This is a genomic window from Nocardioides sp. YIM B13467 (assembly GCF_042788075.1).
Taxonomy (GTDB): Bacteria; Actinomycetota; Actinomycetes; order Propionibacteriales; family Nocardioidaceae; genus Nocardioides.
Map to the genome: position 1 here is coordinate 1,025,666 of NZ_JBHZPJ010000046.1, position 17,316 is coordinate 1,042,981.

23 protein-coding genes are annotated in these 17,316 nt (G+C 68.8%); 11 read left to right on the top strand and 12 right to left on the bottom strand.

Annotation, left to right across the window (positions count from 1 at the left end; translation table 11 throughout):
* Positions 1-55 precede the first annotated feature (55 nt).
* Both ACFX43_RS12145 and ACFX43_RS12150 read left to right on the top strand, forming a co-directional pair.
* Positions 56-457 (top strand): MmcQ/YjbR family DNA-binding protein, encoded by a 402-nt coding sequence (locus ACFX43_RS12145; RefSeq protein WP_378821068.1) that lies wholly within the window; start codon positions 56-58, stop codon positions 455-457.
* Entirely contained in the window at positions 454-969 is a 516-nt protein-coding gene (locus ACFX43_RS12150; protein ID WP_378821070.1) for a putative immunity protein, read from the top strand. Before ACFX43_RS12145 ends, ACFX43_RS12150 begins: the two co-directional genes overlap by 4 nt.
* A 2-nt stretch (positions 970-971) precedes the next feature.
* Here the strand turns inward: ACFX43_RS12150 and ACFX43_RS12155 are convergent, their stop codons facing one another.
* Positions 972-1,925: an SMP-30/gluconolactonase/LRE family protein gene (locus ACFX43_RS12155; RefSeq protein WP_378821073.1), complete on the bottom strand. Its 954-nt coding sequence runs from the start codon at positions 1,923-1,925 to the stop codon at positions 972-974.
* A gap of 110 nt (positions 1,926-2,035) precedes the next feature.
* Here ACFX43_RS12155 and ACFX43_RS12160 point away from each other — a divergent pair, with 110 nt between their 5' ends.
* The gene (locus tag ACFX43_RS12160) at positions 2,036-2,392 is read left to right on the top strand and encodes a TraR/DksA family transcriptional regulator (RefSeq protein WP_378821074.1); all 357 of its coding nucleotides are present in this window, start codon (positions 2,036-2,038) and stop codon (positions 2,390-2,392) included.
* Here the strand turns inward: ACFX43_RS12160 and ACFX43_RS12165 are convergent.
* Entirely contained in the window at positions 2,389-2,595 is a 207-nt protein-coding gene (locus ACFX43_RS12165) for a hypothetical protein (RefSeq protein WP_378821076.1), read from the bottom strand. The genes ACFX43_RS12160 and ACFX43_RS12165 overlap by 4 nt on opposite strands.
* Positions 2,596-2,624: 29 nt before the next feature.
* Between ACFX43_RS12165 and ACFX43_RS12170 the strand changes: the two genes are divergently transcribed.
* Together ACFX43_RS12170 and ACFX43_RS12175 are read left to right on the top strand one after the other, a co-directional pair.
* Positions 2,625-2,927: a hypothetical protein gene (locus tag ACFX43_RS12170; RefSeq protein WP_378821078.1), complete on the top strand. Its 303-nt coding sequence runs from the start codon at positions 2,625-2,627 to the stop codon at positions 2,925-2,927.
* 26 nt (positions 2,928-2,953) lie between these two features.
* Positions 2,954-3,376 (top strand): DUF1304 domain-containing protein, encoded by a 423-nt coding sequence (locus ACFX43_RS12175; RefSeq protein ID WP_378821079.1) that lies wholly within the window; start codon positions 2,954-2,956, stop codon positions 3,374-3,376.
* Here the strand turns inward: ACFX43_RS12175 and ACFX43_RS12180 are convergent.
* Positions 3,357-4,355 carry an alpha/beta fold hydrolase gene (locus tag ACFX43_RS12180; RefSeq protein ID WP_378821082.1) on the bottom strand — a complete coding sequence of 333 codons (999 nt, stop codon included), beginning with the start codon at positions 4,353-4,355 and terminating at the stop codon, positions 3,357-3,359. The two genes, ACFX43_RS12175 and ACFX43_RS12180, sit on opposite strands and share 20 nt — an antisense overlap.
* An 84-nt stretch (positions 4,356-4,439) precedes the next feature.
* Between ACFX43_RS12180 and ACFX43_RS12185 the strand changes: the two genes are divergently transcribed.
* Positions 4,440-5,453, top strand: coding sequence for a tyrosine-type recombinase/integrase (locus ACFX43_RS12185; protein WP_378821084.1), 1,014 nt, complete (start codon positions 4,440-4,442; stop codon positions 5,451-5,453).
* Positions 5,454-5,461: 8 nt separating this feature from the next.
* Here the strand turns inward: ACFX43_RS12185 and ACFX43_RS12190 are convergent, their stop codons facing one another.
* Complete coding sequence (locus tag ACFX43_RS12190) at positions 5,462-6,244, bottom strand: class I SAM-dependent methyltransferase (protein WP_378821087.1); 783 nt, start codon at positions 6,242-6,244, stop codon at positions 5,462-5,464.
* A gap of 266 nt (positions 6,245-6,510) precedes the next feature.
* Here ACFX43_RS12190 and ACFX43_RS12195 point away from each other — a divergent pair, with 266 nt between their 5' ends.
* Positions 6,511-7,779: an FAD-binding oxidoreductase gene (locus tag ACFX43_RS12195; RefSeq protein WP_378821089.1), complete on the top strand. Its 1,269-nt coding sequence runs from the start codon at positions 6,511-6,513 to the stop codon at positions 7,777-7,779.
* 79 nt (positions 7,780-7,858) lie between these two features.
* Here ACFX43_RS12195 and ACFX43_RS12200 read toward each other — a convergent pair whose 3' ends face one another.
* Together ACFX43_RS12200 and ACFX43_RS12205 are read right to left on the bottom strand one after the other, a co-directional pair.
* Positions 7,859-8,680: an alpha/beta fold hydrolase gene (locus ACFX43_RS12200; protein ID WP_378821091.1), complete on the bottom strand. Its 822-nt coding sequence runs from the start codon at positions 8,678-8,680 to the stop codon at positions 7,859-7,861.
* A gap of 105 nt (positions 8,681-8,785) precedes the next feature.
* Entirely contained in the window at positions 8,786-9,346 is a 561-nt protein-coding gene (locus ACFX43_RS12205) for a TetR/AcrR family transcriptional regulator (RefSeq protein WP_378821092.1), read from the bottom strand.
* A 69-nt stretch (positions 9,347-9,415) separates the two neighbouring features.
* Between ACFX43_RS12205 and ACFX43_RS12210 the strand changes: the two genes are divergently transcribed.
* Entirely contained in the window at positions 9,416-10,462 is a 1,047-nt protein-coding gene (locus tag ACFX43_RS12210; protein WP_378821095.1) for a GlxA family transcriptional regulator, read from the top strand.
* Here the strand turns inward: ACFX43_RS12210 and ACFX43_RS12215 are convergent.
* Positions 10,385-10,756, bottom strand: coding sequence for a hypothetical protein (locus ACFX43_RS12215; protein WP_378821097.1), 372 nt, complete (start codon positions 10,754-10,756; stop codon positions 10,385-10,387). The two genes, ACFX43_RS12210 and ACFX43_RS12215, sit on opposite strands and share 78 nt — an antisense overlap.
* A 102-nt stretch (positions 10,757-10,858) precedes the next feature.
* On the opposite strand from ACFX43_RS12215, the gene ACFX43_RS12220 reads away from it, so the two are divergent.
* Positions 10,859-11,308 (top strand): DUF3592 domain-containing protein, encoded by a 450-nt coding sequence (locus ACFX43_RS12220; protein WP_378821100.1) that lies wholly within the window; start codon positions 10,859-10,861, stop codon positions 11,306-11,308.
* Between the two features lie 17 nt (positions 11,309-11,325).
* Here the strand turns inward: ACFX43_RS12220 and ACFX43_RS12225 are convergent, their stop codons facing one another.
* Positions 11,326-11,856, bottom strand: coding sequence for a hypothetical protein (locus ACFX43_RS12225; RefSeq protein WP_378821101.1), 531 nt, complete (start codon positions 11,854-11,856; stop codon positions 11,326-11,328).
* 71 nt (positions 11,857-11,927) lie between these two features.
* On the opposite strand from ACFX43_RS12225, the gene ACFX43_RS12230 reads away from it, so the two are divergent.
* On the top strand, positions 11,928-13,424 hold the full coding sequence (locus ACFX43_RS12230; protein ID WP_378821103.1) for an acyl-CoA carboxylase subunit beta: 1,497 nt from the start codon (positions 11,928-11,930) through the stop codon (positions 13,422-13,424).
* On the opposite strand, the gene ACFX43_RS12235 is transcribed toward ACFX43_RS12230, so the two are convergent.
* The 3 genes from ACFX43_RS12235 to ACFX43_RS12245 all read right to left on the bottom strand — a co-directional run bounded on the left by ACFX43_RS12235 (position 13,421) and on the right by ACFX43_RS12245 (position 15,282).
* On the bottom strand, positions 13,421-13,924 hold the full coding sequence (locus ACFX43_RS12235; RefSeq protein WP_378821105.1) for a DUF5994 family protein: 504 nt from the start codon (positions 13,922-13,924) through the stop codon (positions 13,421-13,423). The genes ACFX43_RS12230 and ACFX43_RS12235 overlap by 4 nt on opposite strands.
* A gap of 95 nt (positions 13,925-14,019) precedes the next feature.
* Positions 14,020-14,898 carry an LLM class F420-dependent oxidoreductase gene (locus ACFX43_RS12240; protein WP_378821107.1) on the bottom strand — a complete coding sequence of 293 codons (879 nt, stop codon included), beginning with the start codon at positions 14,896-14,898 and terminating at the stop codon, positions 14,020-14,022.
* A gap of 42 nt (positions 14,899-14,940) precedes the next feature.
* Positions 14,941-15,282 (bottom strand): winged helix-turn-helix transcriptional regulator, encoded by a 342-nt coding sequence (locus ACFX43_RS12245; RefSeq protein ID WP_378821110.1) that lies wholly within the window; start codon positions 15,280-15,282, stop codon positions 14,941-14,943.
* 128 nt (positions 15,283-15,410) lie between these two features.
* Here ACFX43_RS12245 and ACFX43_RS12250 point away from each other — a divergent pair, with 128 nt between their 5' ends.
* On the top strand, positions 15,411-15,761 hold the full coding sequence (locus ACFX43_RS12250; protein WP_378821113.1) for a DoxX family protein: 351 nt from the start codon (positions 15,411-15,413) through the stop codon (positions 15,759-15,761).
* A 21-nt stretch (positions 15,762-15,782) separates the two neighbouring features.
* Here the strand turns inward: ACFX43_RS12250 and ACFX43_RS12255 are convergent, their stop codons facing one another.
* Entirely contained in the window at positions 15,783-17,201 is a 1,419-nt protein-coding gene (locus tag ACFX43_RS12255; protein ID WP_378821116.1) for an aminopeptidase, read from the bottom strand.
* Between the last annotated feature and the right edge of the window lie 115 nt (positions 17,202-17,316).

Here is a 17,316-nt window from a genome sequence, read left to right on the forward strand (position 1 = left end):
CCGATGGGCGCGAAACTCGGGTGCCGTCGGGGGAGTCTGCGCCTACGCTCCGGACATGGCAACCGTGGACGACGTGCGCTGGCTCGGCTCGAGCCTGGAGCGGTCCTACGAGGTCTTCGTACGCGGCCGGCTGAAGTTCCGGGTCGGGTCGATCGTCTATGTCGCCTTCTCCCTGGACGAGACCGAGATGGGGTTCGGCTTCCCGAAGGAGGAGCGTGCCGCGCTGGTCGCCAGCGCGCCCGACAAGTTCCAGCTGCCCCGCGAGTCGGAGATGCGATTCAACTGGGTGGAGTCGTCCCTGGCCGCGCTCGACCCGGTCGAGGCGTGTGAGTTCGTCGTCGACGCCTGGCGCCTGTGCGTCCCGAAGAAGGTCTCCGCCGCCTACGACCTCACCCATCCCGACGGCCCCGGACCGGACCGTCCCGAGACCGGGCCCGAGGCCGGGGGAGAGCGATGATCCTGGCAAAGGAGCGCGACCCGGGCCTGATCACGATCCGCCGCGGCGGCACCCTCACCGACGCCCATCATCATCTGCTCGCGCTGTGGGCGGCGACCTGCGCCGAGCACGTCCTCGCGCTCTTCGAGGCGGAGTGCCCCGACGACCCGCGGCCACGGGAGGCCATCGAGGCCGCGCGTGCCTGGACCCGCGGTGAGCTGAAGATGATGGAGGCGCGCGCTCTCGGCGGTCACGCCATGGGCGCGGCCCGGCCCTTGCGCGGAGCCGCCCGCAATGCCGCCTACGCCGCCGGACAGGCCGGCGTGGTCGCCCATGTCGCGGCCCACGACCTGGGCGCGGCGGCGTACGCCATCAAGGCCGTACGCGACGCCGCTCCTCCCGGCGAGGCCATCGGGGCCGGGCGCCGGGAGTGCCGCTGGCAGCGCGAGCAGCTCCCGGACCCGATCCGCGACCTCGTCCTCGACGACCAGCGGATCCGCAACGAGATCTGCTGGTCGGTCTTCGACTGCTGAGGTCAGTCCGCGATGGGGTCGTCGACCGCGGAGATCGTGTACGGGGGAGTGCCGGCTCCGTCATCGATCTGGCTGTTCACGACCAGGACTCGGCCGCGCGTCACGGCCAGGGTCGTCGGGGTCGCGAACCCTTCGGCGGCGGAGGCGATCACCTGACCGTGGCGCAGCGTCTCGTCGAGCTCGGCGACGTACAGGCCCTGCGCGCCGCCCGGAGCCGCGTAGTTCAGGACGGCGTAGAGGGTCGTGCCGCGAAGCTCGATGCCATCGGGTCCGAAGCTGTGTTCGCCGAGGTCCACCAGCTCACCGGAGCGATCCGCAACGTCGACCCGGATCAGCTTCTCGAGGCCCTGCGACGAGACGAGCAGCGTCTCACCGTCCTCGGAGGCATCGATGCCGTTGAGGTACATGAACTCCGGAGGGAACCCCGGCACGACCGTGCGTGCGTCGAACCATCGTTCCAGCGGACCGACCTCGTCCCCGAGCGGTGCGCGCCACACCACCGCGTTCGTGGAGTCGGTGACGTAGACCGCGTGCGGCGTGATGACGAGATCGTTGAGGTACGGCTCGCCGACCGGTCCTGACTCGGGATGCAGCGTCGTCAGCAGGGTGCCGTCGGCGCGGTAGACGTCGAGCTGGGTCTTCCCCGCGACGTACAGCCGGCCATGCGAATCCGCGTGTAGCCCCAGCGCATGCGCACGGCCTGCAGCGGCACCGGAGGCGAAGCGCTCGAACCGCGTGCTCGTCACGTGGCCGCGCAGCACGTCACCGTTGCCGATGCTCGAGACGTAGATGGTGCCGTTCGGGGTGACCTCGATGCCTTCCGGCTGGAAGCCGGGTTCCTCGGAGACGACATAGGTATCAGGGAGGTGCGGGTCGGAGGCCGCGGCCGCGGTGGCGGGCAGCGCGGTGATTGCAGTCATCGCGATCGCTACGGCTATCGGTAGACGTCGGTTCATGGAACGCTCCTTGACTCGGTGCGGGCGAAGCAGTGGCAGCCGAGACCTGCGACATCCACCGATCCTCGCCCGATCACCACCCGGGCGCCATGCCAATTACTGTCGACCACATGGATCAGGCTCGCGAACGGCTCGAGGCGGAGCGCCGCCAGACGCTCACGCGCCTGGCGGACCTCAGCGACGACTTCGACGCCGTCGTCGCGGCCTCGCGCGACACCAACGCCGACGACGAGCACGATCCCGAGGGCGCCACGATCGCCTTCGAGCGGTCCCAGGTCCAAGCGCTCGTACGCCAGGCCCGCGAGCATCTCGCCGAGATCGACGCGGCGCTGGAGCGCGTGGACGCCGGCACGTACGGGACCTGTGAGAACTGTGGCCGACCCATCGGCGAGGGCCGCCTCGAGGCGCGCCCGGTGGCGCGCACGTGCATCAGCTGTGCCGGGAAGCCGAGGGATCGGCTGCGCTAGCGGCGATGCCGGCCGGGCTGGTCACGCATCTCGACGAGATCGTGGTGGATCCGGCGTGCGCGCCGTCTCTCCAGCCTCGCCAGCAGGAATCCGGCTGAGGCCGCGAGCACCATCAGGACAAGGAGCACCACGACTGTGGCCCCCACCATGTCCAGGACGTTGCTCGTCATGGCGAGCAGGTACCCGATGTCGTCTGCGTTCATGCGCGAGGCTCTTCGATACGGTGGCCGTCATGTCAGGTGAACCCGAAGACTCGATCCGCCTGTGCTGTCTCCTGTGGGCGCGCGGGGGAGAGGCCGAGGCCCTCCACGCCTACGAGGACCGTGTCCTGAGGCTGATCTCGGAGCACGGCGGCGAAGTGGTGCACCGCGCGTTCGCCGACGACGCGCCCGGGCAGCCCGACGAGGTCCAGCTCTTCCGGTTCCCGGACCAGGCCTCGCTGGACGCCTACATGAACGACGAGCGGCGTACGGCACTCAGCGCCGAGCGCGACGCGGCCGTCGCGCGCACCGAGGTGTTCCCGGTTCGGTTCTGAGGATCGGTTAGGGTCAGCCTCATCTGGTGCTCGAGCACCCAACCCGGAAGAGGTCTGTGATGGTCGTTGCTGGATTGGTGCTCGCCGCCCTGGCCGCCCTGGTGCACGTCTACATCTTCGTCATGGAGTCGTTGACCTGGACGAGCCCGAAGACGCGGGCGGTGTTCGGGATCGGCGCCGAGGAGGCCGAGGCGACCAAGGAGCTGGCCTTCAACCAGGGCTTCTACAACCTGTTCCTCGCCATCGTCACCGCGGTCGGCATCGTTCTGTACCCAGTGTGCTCCGCAGCGGTCGGCTCGGCTCTGGTCTTCGCCGGAGCGGGCTCGATGGCAGCCGCCGCGGCAGTGCTGTTCATCTCCTCGCCCGACAAGCGCAGCGCGGCTCTCAAGCAGGGCGTCATCCCGCTGCTCGCCGTCGTCGCCCTGGCGATCAGCGTGGCGCTGCGCTAGCCAGGAACTCGAGCAGGAGCTGGTTGGTCTCCTCGGGGCGCTCCTGCTGGACCCAGTGTCCACACCGGGGGAGCACCACCGAGCGAGTGAGGCCCGGCAGGGTCTGGTCGAAGCGTTCGATCTGGCGGCGGCCGGTGATCGCCGGCCCGTCGTACTCGCCTGCCACGAAGAGCGACGGCACCTTGATCGGCACGTCGCTGAAGGCCGCGAGATCCTCCCAGTCGCGGTCGATGTTGCGATAGCGCGCGAGCGGACCGAAGAAGTCGGAGTCGGCGAACTCGCGCGCGTAGAAGTCGACATCGGCCTCGGTCAGCCACTCGGGCATCTCGGTGGGGTAGATGAACTGGTCCGAGAGCCGGTCGCCGCGCGGCACCAGCCCGAGCGCTCCGCGCGGATCCCCACCGGCGGCGAGCACGCCGTCGCCCGAGATCGAGTAGTAGATGCCGAGCAGCCAGCGGCGTACGTCAGGCAGGATCTCGGCCTCGACGACACCCGGGGTCTGGAAGTAGGAGATGTAGAAGTCTTCGTCGTCACCGCCGGCCTGCGCCATCGCCTCGGTGGGCCGACGGCGTCCGGAGGGGCTGAACGGCACCGACAGGCCGGCTACGGCGGTGAAGACGTCCGGCCTCAGCTGAGCCGTTGTCCAGGCGATGGGAGCACCCCAGTCGTGCCCGACGATGGTGGCCGTCTCCGCGCCCAGGGCGTGCACCAGGGTGACGTTGTCGCCGACATGGCGCAGCATCCGATAGTCCTCGATGGCACCCGGTTTCGAGGAGCCGCCGTAGCCGCGGACGTCGATCGCGACCGCCCGGTAGCCCGCGTCGGCGAGCGCGGCGATCTGGTGGCGCCAGGAGTACCAGGACTCCGGAAACCCGTGCACCAGGATCACGAGCCGGCCGTCCGCCGGCCCTGACTCCACCCAGTGCAGGTCGATTCCGTTGATGTGTTCGGTGCGGTGAGTTACAGCGGTGTCGGCCACGGCTGGAGTCTGCCACCTCGTCGAAATTCCGCGATAGTACCCCCTATCGCAGAAATGTTCGAAAAGACTGTAATATCGGGGGATGTGAGCGTACCTGACGATGGTGTGATGTTCGGCGATGTCGTCGAGGACTTCCTGACCGACCGGGCGACACTCACGCGCCGTGGACTCAACGACAAGTCCCGCAACGCCTACCGGCAGGACATCGCCGCCTGGGCACGGCAGCTGCATGTCGACGCGGGCGGCGAGCCTGACGCGCACGTTCTGGCGCTGGTGCCGATCTCGGCGCTGACCGACCAGAACGTACGCATCGCCTACAGGTCCCTGCGGGAGAGCTCGGCCGCTGCCACCTGTCAGCGCCGCGTCGGCACACTGCGGCTCTTCACCCACTGGCTGCAGCTCGAGGGACACCTGCTGGTGGATCCCACGCTGCGTATCGAGGCACCCGAGCGGCCCAGCCGGCTGCCTGCCGGCTGGAGCATCGACGAGCTCCGCCGCCTGGCACGGGTTGCTTCGACCCCGCGCGAAGGCACCGACCGGCGCCGCTGGCCGGCTCGAGACCGGGCGATCTTCGCGGTGCTGGTCACCACCGGCGTACGCGCCGCGGAACTGTGCGGTCTCACCATCGGCTCCATCCGGCGCGAACCCGACGGCGAGACGCTGGTGCGGGTCATCGGCAAGGGCGACAAGCAGCGCAACCTGCCGCTGCCGCCCGAGGCCGTCGATGCGGTCGATCTCTACCTGGTCGAGCTGGAGGCCCGGTTCGGCGCTCGCGACGCGGCCGACAGCCTGTTCGTGCTGACCTCGGGCAAACAGCTGCGACCTGGCGCTCTCAACCACCTGGTTGAGACCTGGATCCGCCTCGCCGGCGTCCCGAAGCAGCCTGGCGAAGCCGCGCACGCGTTTCGCCACAGCGCGGCCAAGGGACTGATCCGTTCCGGCGTACCGGTGCCTGCGGTGCAGGGATTGCTCGGTCACGAGGACCTCAAGACCACCGGGATCTACGTCAAGGCGACAGCCGCCGACACGCGCGACGCCGTGCTGCTGTCACCGGCGCGCGCAGTGCTGCGAGAGACTGCTGTGCCACCGCCTGACTAACGCGGCGCTCACTCGTGTGGCTTGACCGCGCGGGTTGCGATGTAGGCGGACAGGTGCTGGGCCGTGACGTCTGCGTGGTGCGGCGCTTCGCTGAGGTGGGTCAGGACGAACCCGGCCGCCAGCTGCCCGCCGATCTGCTCGGTCAGCGAGTGGCTGTACTCGATCGGGCCGCTTCCGTAGGCGCGCATCCGGTCGGCCTCCGAGAGGTCGAGCGAGCTGAACGGCAGCCGGTGACGCACCACCAGCTCCTGCCGGTCGAGTGCCACCTCGTCGAAGATGTAGACGTCCGGGTTCATGAAGCCGACCATGAGCGTCCCACCGGGGCGCAGCACCCGAAACGTTTCCTCCCAGACCGGCGTCAGGTCGGGACAGAACACGTTCGACACCGGGTTGACGATGAGGTCGAAGCTGGCGTCGTCGAAGACACCGAGGTCGCGCATGTCGCCGAGCACTGTACGAAGCTCCAGCCCGTCACGAGCCGCCACCTCGTCATCGCGAGCCAGCTGCTTGGGCGAGTTGTCGAACACGGCCACGCGGGCGCCTGCCGCCGCGAGGACCGGACCTTGCTGGCCACCGCCGGAGGCAAGGCAGAGCACCCGAGCACCGGCCAGCTCGGACGGGAACCAATCACGCGGGATCGGCTCGTGACCGATCAGCACCACCGACCAGTCGCCTTGACGTGCCTTCTCAATGACCTCGGGACCAACCGGCCGAGACCATTCGTTGTCGTTGTCGACCAGTTCGTCCCACGCGACGCGGTTGTGCGCGGTCGGGTCGAAGTCTTCAGTCACACAGCGAACCCTAACGCTCCCTGTTTCGACCGATGACTTAGTCGCCGATAATGCACATTATGTCAAGTGACGTCGCCTTGAGTCCCCTCTCGCGACCGCCCCCGTGTACCGGAACTCGATGACGTGGCGTCGCCGGAATGGTTGCCGCCACTGCGGCGGATGACGCTGGCGTCATGACATCCATCAACGAACTTCGCAAACAAGTGACGCGGGTCATCGCGCCCGACGATCCAGACTACGAAACGGCTCGAGCCGTTTGGAACGGGATGATCGACCGTCGTCCGGCCGCCGTCGTACCGGCCGCGAACGTCACTGACGTCATCGCCGCGGTGAACTTCGCCCGCGACGCCGGGCTTCCGCTGGCCGTGCGTGGAGGCGGACACAGCGCGCCCGGTTACGGCACGATCGATGACGGCTTGGTCATCGACCTGTCCCCCATGCGTTCCGTCGAGGTCGATGCCACCGCGCGAACCGCTCGCGTGGGTGGCGGCGCCACCCTGGCCGACCTCAACGAAGCCACCCATGCGCACGGCCTCGCCGTGCCTGGCGGGATCGTGTCGACGACGGGCGTCGGCGGACTCACGCTCGGCGGCGGCATCGGATACCTCACGCGCGGTTTCGGTCTCTCGATCGACAACCTCCGCTCGGCCGACGTCGTCACCGCAGACGGACAGCTCCGTCACGCCAGTGAGTCCGAGAACCCCGACCTGTTCTGGGCACTCCGCGGAGGCAGCGGAAACTTCGGGGTCGTCACGAGCTTCGAGTTCGACCTGCATCCCGTGGACGAGGTCGTCGTCGGACTCTTCTTCTACGAGCTGGAGCACGCCGGCGACCTGCTACGGCTCTTCCGCACCTGGGTCAACGAAGCCGACGAGCGCTGCGGGGGCTTTCCGGCGTTCCAGGTGGCCCCTCCCCTCCCCTTCCTTCCGGAGGACCGCCACGGTGACACGTTCTGCGCCGCCGTCGTCCACTGGAGCGGGCCGACCGAGGAGGGCGAAGCGGCGATGCAGCCGTTCCGTGACCTCGCGCCGCGCGTCGGCGAGATGGTCGCGCCCATGCCGTACCCGTGGCTCAACAGCGCGTTCGACGACCTGTTCCCCCGTGGCGTACGCAGCTACTGGAAGGGCAACTACGTCACCGAGCTGACCGACGAGGCGATCGAGGTGCACCTGGCCCACGGCCCGAAGGCGCCGAACGCGAGCTCGACGATGCACCTGTACTCGATCAACGGTGCCGCCTCCCGTGTCGGCGCGACGGACACCGCGTTCTCCTACCGGCACGCGACGTTCTCGACGGTGATCGTCTCCGCCTGGCCGGACGCCTCCGACGACGCCGCCAACATCGCGTGGGTCCGCGACTACGCCGACGCGCTCACGCCGCACTCCGAGGCAGGCGGGTACGTGAACTTCATGTCCGACGACGACCAGGGCCGCGTCACCGACACCTATGGCAGCAACTACGCGCGACTCAGGAAGGTCAAGCAGGCTTACGACCCGGGAAACCTGTTCAGCCACAACCAGAACATCGCGCCCTGACCGCTGAACCTGGATCCAGGACGAGGGACGGGTGCGGCACCGCACGAGGCGGCACCGCACCCACGGAGTCACTCCTTGATCACTTCTTGATGAAGTCGAGGATGTCCTGGATCAGCTCCTGCTGGTACGCACCGAAGATCCCGTGCGGAGCGCCCGGGTAGACCTTGAGCGTGCCGTCCTTGACCAGCTCGATCGACTTCAGCGCCGCGTTCCCGATCGGCACGATCTGGTCGTCGTCGCCGTGCGCGATGAAGATCGGCACATCGAGAGCCTTCAGGTCCTCGGTGAAGTCGGTCGCGGAGAAGGCGGCGACACACTCGTACGCCGCCTGGATCCCGGCGAGCATCCCCTGGCGCCAGAAGTCGTCGATCGCGCCCTGCGACGTCTCGACGCCGTCACGGTTGAAGCCGAAGAACGACGGCGCGAGCTCGCGGTAGAAGTTCGAGCGGTCGGCGAGCACGCCGGCCCGGATCCCGTCGAAGACGTCGATCGGAAGCCCGTCGGGGTACGCCTCGGTCTGGAGCATGATCGGCGGGACCGCACCGATCGTGACGACCTTGGCGACGCGTCCGTTGCCGTGCTGGGCCGCGCAACGTACGACCTCTCCCCCGCCGGTCGAGTGGCCGACGAACACCGCGTCGCGCAGGTCGAGATGCTCGACGAGCTCGGCGAGGTCGCGCGCGTAGGTGTCCATGTCGTTGCCCTGCCAGGGCTGGGCGGACTTACCGTGGCCGCGGCGGTCGTGGGCGATCACCCGGTAGCCGGCGTCGGCGAGCGTCTTGCGCTCGAGCGACCAGGCGTCCGAGCTGAGGGGCCAGCCGTGGCTGAACACGATCGGCTGACCGGTCCCCCAGTCTGAGTAGTGGATGTCGGTGCCGTCGGACGTGGTGAAGAAGGGCATGGTGCTCCTGTTGGATCGGTACAGCGGGGACTTCACCATCGTCGCCGTCCGCATCGCCCTGAGTCGCCTGCCGGATCGGCCGCGAATCCCTCGGAATCGGACGCGTCAGGCCAGGGCGAGCCGGTCGACGTAGGCGTTCGCCGACTCGCGCAGCTCTCGCCGCGAGGTCGCCGTGGTCCCGGCCTGGATCAGCGCCTGGGAGAAGAGCAGGATCTCCCGCGCCAGCGTGCCCGCTCCGGTGCCGGTTCCGATGCGGGCCGCGATCCGCTCCTCCATCACGTCGAGGGTCCGCCTGCAGATGCCGACCACCTCGGGGTCGCGGTCGGCGAGCTCTGCCAGCGACCGCACCATGAGGCATCCGAGGCGCCGCGGATCTGCGGTGCAGTCGTCGGCGATGCGCAGCAGGTAGCGGCGTACGGCTTCACGGGCTCCGTCCTCCCCCGCCAGGGCGTCGGTCGTCAGGGTGATCCGGCCGCCGCAGTACGCCTCGAGGGCTGCGAGGAAGAGGCCGCGCTTGCTCCCGAACGCCGCGTAGATGCTGCCGTTGCCCGCGCCGGTGTGCTCGGCGAGGTCATGCATGGAGGTTCGCTCGTAGCCATGCTCACGGAACACGTCGAGCGCTGCGTCACGTACCGCTGTGACTGAGATCTCCCGAGGTCTGGCCATCCCCCGAATCTACCGGTCTTCATCACCATAGTTGTGGAATACTCAATCCATAACTAAGAGAGGATGTCGATGGCTGGTACGAGGCGACGAATCGGGTTCCTCCTGTTCGACGGCGTGAAGGCGCTGGACTATGTCGGTCCCGCCGAGGTTTTCGTGGAGGCCAACCAGGCGACAGAGGCGTACGAGGTGGTCCTGCTCTCGCCTTCGGGTGCGGCGGTGACCTCGTCGATCGGCGGCGGTGTCGCCGTGAGTGCTGCTGCAGCCGATGCCCCACAGCTCGACACGCTCATCGTCCCGGGCAGCGAGCGTGCGCCGTCGGTCTTCGTGACCGAGGAGCTGCTCACCGCGGCGCAGACCCTGGCCGGTCGGGCCAGACGTGTCGTGTCGATCTGCAGCGGGGCGTTCGTGCTCGCGGAGCTCGGCCTGCTGGACGGGCGCAGCGCGACCACCCACTGGAAGTTCACCGACGACCTGGCACGTCGGTTCCCCCTCATCGACGTGCAGCCGGACCGGATCTTCGTACGCGATCGCCACGTCGCGACGTCCGCCGGCGTCGCCGCCGGCATCGACCTTGCGCTGGCCCTGGTCGAGGACGACCTCGGCGCGGCAACCGCCCGGCGTGCTGCGCAGGGGCTTCTCGTCTACCTGCGGCGCTCGGGCGGACAGACCCAGTTCTCCGCTCCCCTGCGCGCTGTAGGCGTGCCGGAGAGCCCGGTGCGCGTCATCACCGAGCTCATCGCCCAGGACCCGTCGTATCGGCACAGCGTCATCTCACTGGCGCGTCACGTCAGCATCAGCCCCCGCCACCTCACGCGCCTCTTTCAGGACGAGGTCGGGATGAGCCCAGCCGAGTACGCCGCCAGCGTACGTTTCGATCTGGCTCGGAGCTGGCTGGAGGCCGGCCGCTCGGTGGCGCAGGCGGCCTCCGATGCCGGGTTCTCGAGCGCCGAGGCCCTCCGCCGCACCTTCGTCGCACGCCTGGGTGTCTCGCCCTCGGCCTACCGCCGCGGCATCCGCACCCAGATCGACGTCACAGCGTCAGGGCCGGCGACTCTCACCTTCGCGCAGGGCAAGGATCGTGCGGGCGTCGGCAGCGGTAGCGACCGCCAGCGCTGACGCCGCGATCTTCGGCCCGATGTTGCCCTCACTGCGGGCGAGGCTCACGCAGTACGCCGCGATCGCCACGTTGAGTCCGGCGCGAGCAGCCATCCACGGCAGTCTGCGGCGACCCACCAGCAACCCGGGCACGAGCGCCAGGTCGGCGACACCGATCGCTCGAAGCGCGGCGGGGTGGTCCCCGAACTTCAGCGCCCGGCCCACCCGCTCCGGCGCGAGGAGGATCGCTGCCCCGATCGGCAGGGTGGCCAGTCCTACGAAGGCGGCCGAACGCCGCGCACTCTCGTGGTCCATGAGAACCATCTTGTCCGACGGCTGGTGATGTCCCGCGCAGGATGTAGAGACGAGGTCCTCCAGCGAGCCGTTGCACTCCCCCGGTCCATAACTCGTGATTCCATGACGACCATGGTGATCGGTTGGGGGTTCTTCTTCGGGGGCCTGCTCTTTGCCGCGTTCGGGATCTGGTTCGTCGTCTGGGGCGTGATCCAGCGCCAGCGGCTCAGAACCTGGACGCCGGCGACAGCGACGATCCGCGAGTTCGAGACCCGCAGGGTGAGCAGTGGGCAGCATGGCTCGCGGACCAAGCTGATCGCCCACTACGAGTACCGAGGCCCCAACGGCGAGGAGTACGCCGGCGAGGGCGCCCTGGACAACCAACGCTTCGCGGTCGACGGATCAGCGCTCCCGCTCGCGATCGTCGTCGATCCGCTCGATCCGAGTCGTTCGATGGTCGCCGACGAGGGCGCACCCATCGGATGCCTGGTCGCGATGGCGATCCCCTTTACGCTCATGGGCACGGTCTTCGCGCTGATCGGGTTGGCACTGACCCGCGCCACGGTGGTCTGACGGCGCTCGGCGGCGGTCTACGAAGAGGTCGTCGAGCCGGACCCGTCGGGTCCGTTGGCGCGCACCCGCTCGACGTTGACCAGCGACTCCTGAAGCTCGGTGAGCCACTCGCCCGAGTGCTGCTGGACGAGCCTGACGCACCAGCCGAGCGCATCGCTGCGGCTACGCGCGACTCCCCCGGACACGAGCAGGTCGAGAACGGCCCGTTCTGGTTGGCGCAGGCGGGTCATGACCGGGGCCGAGACGTTGGTGAACAAGTGTCGCTCTCCCCCGATCTCGACCGCCCACGACACCTTCCGGTCGAACCTGCGTTCGGCCTGGCGGGCGACCGCCATCCGGTCCTCCCGGGTCCGCTCCCGGAACTCCGCGGCCCTCCCCTCGTTCGCGGCAGCGCGCTCCTCTTCCGGAGCGTCTTCGGCGATCTTCGGTTCCTTGATCCGCCCGGTGACGGTGATCTCCTCGCGGTCGACCACTACATCGACGATCTCGTCGTACACACCATCGGGCAGTCGTCCAGCGAACCACCCGCGTAACTCTGACGTAAGCATGTAATCATGCTTACACCCACCACCTCGGGGATTCAAGGAGCACCACATCTGGCTCGTGGCACCATGTGCCCGTGACCGACGACACGCCTGCCACGGGACTGACCGAGCTCCACGCCCGCCGCTTCCTGACGACGGACGCGGCGCGATCCGACAAGGTTGCCCGGTGGCACGCCAAGGGGCGGCGTACGGCTCGGGAGAACATCGCCGATCTGGTCGATCCGGGCTCGTTCGTCGAGTACGGCAGGTTCATCACCGCGGCCCAGGAACGCCGCCGTGACCTGGCCGAGCTCGTCGTGGAGACGCCGGCCGACGGCATCGTCGGCGGGACCGCGACCGTGGACGGGAAGCCGTGCGCGGTGCTGTCCTACGACTACCTGGTGATGGCCGGTACGCAGGGCATGCGCGGGCATCGCAAGTCGGACCGGCTGATCGAGGTCATCGGGCGGATGCGGCTGCCGGCGGTCTTCTTCACCGAGGGCGGCGGCGGCCGTCCCGGTGACACGGACATCCCGCTGGTCTCCGCGCTCGACGTCGGCTCGTTCGCGCTCTGGGGAGAGCTCGAAGGCGTCGTGCCGCGGATCGCCGTCGTCTCCGGGCGATGCTTCGCCGGCAACGCGGTCCTGGCCGGCAGCGCCGACCTCCGCATCGCCACCCCGGACGCCAACCTCGGCATGGCCGGGCCGGCGATGATCGCCGGCGGCGGGCTCGGCAGCTTCGCACCCGAGGAGATCGGGCCGGTCAAGGACCAGACCGCCAACGGTGTCATCGACCTGCTCGTCGAGGACGAGGCAGCAGCCGTCGAGGCCGTACGCAGCATCCTCTCCTACCTCGAGCCCAGCGCCGATGGCGGTGAGGCCGGCGACCAGACCGATCTACGGACGCTCCTCCCCCACAACGACCGCGAAGCCTTCGACGTACGTCCGGTCGTCGAAGCCCTCGCCGACATCGACTCGGTCACCTGGCTCCGCGAGGCGTACGCCCCCGAGCTCGTGACCGCGCTGGCGCGGATCGACGGGATCGCGGTCGGGGTGATCGCCAACCAGTCGACCCACCTTGCCGGAGCGCTCACCAGCGAGGCATCGGTCAAGGCCGCCGACTTCCTCGCGCTCTGCGAGCGCTGGGGCCTCCCGGTGGTCTCGCTGGTCGACACCCCCGGGTTCATGGTCGGCCCCGAGGCCGAACGCGGCGGCCTGGTCCGTCACGCGTCCCGGATGGTCGTCGCCGGCGCACAGCTGTCGACCCCGCTGGTCGGGGTGGTCTTGCGTCGTGGCTACGGGCTCGGCGCGCAGGCGATGCTCGGCGGCAGCACGCACCGCCCGCTGCTCACCGTCGCCTGGCCCGACGCCCACCTCGGCCCGATGGGCCTGGAGGGCGCGGTACGCCTCTCCATGGCCGCCGAGCTCGCCGAGATGCCCGAGGCCGAGCGTGAAGAGCGGGTCGCCGCACTCACCGACGAGTACCGCAAGCAGGCCAGCGCGCTCAACGCCGCACGGATGTTCGAGATCGACGATGTCATCGATCCTGCCGAGACCCGCAGCGTCATCGCCGCAACGCTGCGCCGCGCCTAGGAGGCACCGCCCTCGTCGTCCCAGATCTGCTGGCCGATCTCGCTCTGGTCGGGACCATCGAGGCCCAGCAGCTGCGCTGGGCGGAAGGTGTTCCGGTCGTCGGCCGCCTGCTCCATGATCTTCTCGGCGCGCTCGGGGGCGGTGTCGTGGGGCACCACCAGCAGACGCAGCCGGTCCCCGGTGGCCATCGACAGCACCACGAGGTGCGTGTCGTCGGACGGGAACGAGCCGATCTTCACGATCCCGCGCGCGGCGCGGACCTTGCGGACGCTCGGCGTGCCCGCGACCGAGTCCCAGTCGGGCCGGGAGAACAACAGCCGCGAGATCCGGCCCACGCGATGGGGGAAGTGGTCGATCAGGTCGGCAGCCTCGGCCTGAAGGTCGCGTGACTGCGGCCACCAGGCTCCGTCGAGCGGACCGGACGAGAAACTGTTGTCCAGGCGGATCCGAAGATCGACGCGAACCGCGGTGATGAGTTCTACTGTCGGTGACGTCGTCATGACGCCCACCCTTCGTGCTGCCCCGCGGACTCGACGAGTCCGGCCGGCAACGTGGTTAGAACAAGTGTACTACGCCGCCAGCCGGATCCGTCCTCCTAGACCTCCTTCAACCGCGGCACCAGGTCGACGAGCGAGGTGGTCCACGGCACCGGGTCGACGTACGGCGTCGGCATCAGCCCGACGAGCGTGACACCCAGACCGGCGTACTCCTCCATCGACTTCAAGAAGGCGTCCGGGTCCTCGACCGAGGGGCCTTGGAAGAGGATGGTCTTCTCGATCGCGTCGTAGTCGGTGCCGAGGTCGTCGCAGTGGCCGCGGAGCACCTCGAGCTTGTGCCGGACGGACTCGACCGCCTCGGGGCCGGGGCCGCCGAAGAGGTTGGTGCCCTGTCCGTACTTGGCGACCAGGCGCAGCGTCTTCTTCTCGCCTCCCCCGCCGATCAGGACCGGGACGGTGCCGTTGACCGGCTGCGGGAGCGAGATCGTCTCGGCGAGCTGGTAGTGCTTGCCCTCGTAGGCACCGTCGTTCTCCGACCACATCTGGCGGCAGATCTCCAGGGTCTCCTCCAGGCGCTCGAACCGCTCCGCCGTCGACGGGTACGGCACGCCGAGCCCCTGGTGCTCACGCTCGTACCACGCCGCACCGATGCCCAGCAGCGCGCGGCCGCCGGAGAGCCGGTCCAGGGTGGTGACGATCTTGGCGAGCAGCCCCGGGTGACGGTAGGTCACTCCGGTGACGAGCAGACTGAGACGTACGTTGTCGGTGACCCCGGCCAGGTAGCCCAGGGTGGTGTAGCCCTCGAGCATCGGCTCGAACGGGCCGCCGGCCTGCTCCATCTGGAACCAGTGGTCCATGACCGTGAGCAGGTCGACACCGCCCTCGTCGGCGATACGGGCGGTCTCGGTCAGCTTGTCGGCGAGCGTGGTCTCCCACTCGGGGTGGGTGAAGGTGAAGTAGTGGAGTCCAAGATCCATACCTCAGACGCTAGAGGTTCGAGCGCGCTCGAAGGCAAGCCCTCAGTCGGGCAGCTCTGCCAGGTGCTTGTGTCCCCAGTCCCCCAACGGCTGGAGGGCGGCGATCAGCTCCGCCCCGGCTGGGGTCGGACGGTAGAGGACCTGCACCGGGGTCGAGGGGATCACCTCCCGCACCAGGAAGCCGTCACGCTCGAGCTCCTTGAGGCGCAGGGCGAGCATCCGGTCGGAGATCCCCTCGACCGCACGTCGGTACTCGCCGAAGCGGCGAGCACCGCCCACAGCGGCATAGAGCACCGCGCCGGACCAGCGTTGTCCGACGCGCTCGAGCGTGCGCTGGAAGATGGCGCACGACTTCTCGTCGACCTGCGCGGCATTGGGTGTCACTTACTCAGGATAAGTTGCTAACGCCATAGTTGCAACGCGTCATCGCCCCGCACAGACTCTGCGGTTGTCGGTCCATCGACCGGCCTCGAGATCACCCCGCCAAGCGGGGCAGCCAAAGGAGTACACGCGTGTTCATCGCGTACATCGTCGTCTCGTCCCTGCTCGCGCTCGCCTGCCTGGCATCCGGGACGATCAAGGTGACCAGGCAGCCGGCCATGGTCGACCAGCTGGGCGGGCTCGGCGTCGCCGCCAAGTACGTGCCGGTTCTGGGCGCTCTGCTCGTGCTCGGCGCTATCGGCCTCATCGTCGGCAACTGGGTCGGAGCCCTCGGTGTCGCGGCCGCGGGGGCGCTCGCGCTCTACTTCATCGGCGCGATCATCACCCACCTGCGGGCCGGCGACGCCAAGGGCTCCGTGCCCACGGTGGCTCTCACCGTCGTCTCCGTCGCAGCGCTGGTTCTCCGGGTGCTGTCGCTCTGATCCCGGAGACGCTGGCCCAGGTCAGCGCAGCAGCGGCTCCCGCTTGAGGTCGCGCTTGTCGAGCTTCGCGTCGTAGGTGGCCAGCGGCTTCGCCTTCGACGCGTCGGCCTCGACCGCGGCGCTCGCGACGCCGGCCCACTTCAGGATCCGGGCGGTGGCGAGCTCTCGCTCGTCGGCGACCAGGCCGGCCACGTTGGCACCGTGGTTCATGCCCGGCGCGGTGAAGACGTAGGAGTCGTTGGCAAAGATGCCCGGGCGGAAGCGCTCGGCACCCCACGGGTCGGCCTCGCCATAGACGAAGAGCATCTGGTTGGCGTGCTTGCGCACCCAGGAGTCGACGTCACGCATCGCGGACGGGTCGAACCGCATGTCGATGTCGCGCGGGACGAAGCTGCGCGGCGGCTGGTAGCCGTAGCGGATCAGCTCGTCCTCGATGTGCGGGAACCCGATCATCGGCGCACCGAGCTCGGTGCCCGCCTGGTAGTAGTACGGCGTGTAGGGGCTCAGGCCCTGGTCGGTGTAGAAGCCGAAGCCCGAGTAGTAGTCGATCGAGTCCCAGATCGCCTGGTCGCTGGCGGTCGCCGCGTCGGCGGGGATGTTCGAGCACTGGGCGGTGCCGGCGTACTGCCAGAAGGCCCACACGTAGTCGAGCACGACCATCTCGTACGCAGCGTCCAGGCTGCCCACGGTGTCGAAGGTGTAGCCCTCGGCTGCTGCCAGGTCGGCGTACTTCGCCTTGAGCGCCTCTCGGCGGACGAGCGCCTCGCGCTGGACGCCGTTGAGCCGGTCGCGGCAGTCCTCGGTGCCGACGGTGGCGAAGAACTCGTCGTAGGCGGAGTCCTCGCGGTTGACCACGTCGTTCGGCGCGACGTAGGCGACGATGCCATCCATGTCACGCGGGTAGAACCGCTCGAAGTAGGTCGCGGTCATGCCGCCCTTGGAGCCGCCGGTGGCGAGCCAGTTGGCGGAGTAGATCGGCTTCAGCGCCTTGAAGATGGCGTGCTGGTCGCTGGCGGCCTGCCAGATGTCGAGGTCGTCCCAGTCTGCCGGGTCGGGGCGCGACGGGGTGAAGAACCGGTATTCCATCGAGACCTGGTTGCCGTCGATGATGCGGGTCGGCTCGCTCCGGCCGGGGTTGGTCGAGACGTTGTAGCCGCTGGTCTGGAAGACCGTGGGGCGGGCGGTGTCCTTGTGGAGCACGGTGAACCGCTGCTGGAAGGTGTCACCGTCGGGCCGGCGGTGGTCGACCGGCTGGGTGAAGCTAAGGACGAAGTAGCGGTAGCCCTCGACGGGCTTCTCCTGGATCAGGCTGACGCCCTCGATTTCGAGCAGGCGGTCGAGGATGTCGTCCTCGGCGGCTGTCGCGGGGCTGGCGGGTGTGACGAGGAGCAGGGATACCAGCCCCATCGCCACCAGAATCCGGCCGATCAATGCACGCATGTGGGGTCTCCTTCGGTGCGGGTCCTCGGCAACCTAGCCGACCTGCGCGCGGCGCACCTCTGAATTAGGAACCGGGAAGGAAGTCGTGCCCGGTCGCCTTCTAGAAGGCAACGAC

Coding starts and splice junctions, on each gene's coding strand:
- ACFX43_RS12145 (WP_378821068.1), top strand. CDS start 56: ATGGCAACCGTGGACGACGTGCGCTGGCTCGGCTCGAGCCTGGAGCGG.
- ACFX43_RS12150 (WP_378821070.1), top strand. CDS start 454: ATGATCCTGGCAAAGGAGCGCGACCCGGGCCTGATCACGATCCGCCGC.
- ACFX43_RS12155 (WP_378821073.1), bottom strand. CDS start 1,925: ATGAACCGACGTCTACCGATAGCCGTAGCGATCGCGATGACTGCAATC.
- ACFX43_RS12160 (WP_378821074.1), top strand. CDS start 2,036: ATGGATCAGGCTCGCGAACGGCTCGAGGCGGAGCGCCGCCAGACGCTC.
- ACFX43_RS12165 (WP_378821076.1), bottom strand. CDS start 2,595: ATGAACGCAGACGACATCGGGTACCTGCTCGCCATGACGAGCAACGTC.
- ACFX43_RS12170 (WP_378821078.1), top strand. CDS start 2,625: ATGTCAGGTGAACCCGAAGACTCGATCCGCCTGTGCTGTCTCCTGTGG.
- ACFX43_RS12195 (WP_378821089.1), top strand. CDS start 6,511: ATGATCGACCGTCGTCCGGCCGCCGTCGTACCGGCCGCGAACGTCACT.
- ACFX43_RS12200 (WP_378821091.1), bottom strand. CDS start 8,680: ATGCCCTTCTTCACCACGTCCGACGGCACCGACATCCACTACTCAGAC.
- ACFX43_RS12205 (WP_378821092.1), bottom strand. CDS start 9,346: ATGGCCAGACCTCGGGAGATCTCAGTCACAGCGGTACGTGACGCAGCG.
- ACFX43_RS12210 (WP_378821095.1), top strand. CDS start 9,416: ATGGCTGGTACGAGGCGACGAATCGGGTTCCTCCTGTTCGACGGCGTG.
- ACFX43_RS12215 (WP_378821097.1), bottom strand. CDS start 10,756: ATGGACCACGAGAGTGCGCGGCGTTCGGCCGCCTTCGTAGGACTGGCC.
- ACFX43_RS12220 (WP_378821100.1), top strand. CDS start 10,859: ATGACGACCATGGTGATCGGTTGGGGGTTCTTCTTCGGGGGCCTGCTC.
- ACFX43_RS12225 (WP_378821101.1), bottom strand. CDS start 11,856: ATGCTTACGTCAGAGTTACGCGGGTGGTTCGCTGGACGACTGCCCGAT.
- ACFX43_RS12235 (WP_378821105.1), bottom strand. CDS start 13,924: ATGACGACGTCACCGACAGTAGAACTCATCACCGCGGTTCGCGTCGAT.
- ACFX43_RS12240 (WP_378821107.1), bottom strand. CDS start 14,898: ATGGATCTTGGACTCCACTACTTCACCTTCACCCACCCCGAGTGGGAG.
- ACFX43_RS12255 (WP_378821116.1), bottom strand. CDS start 17,201: ATGCGTGCATTGATCGGCCGGATTCTGGTGGCGATGGGGCTGGTATCC.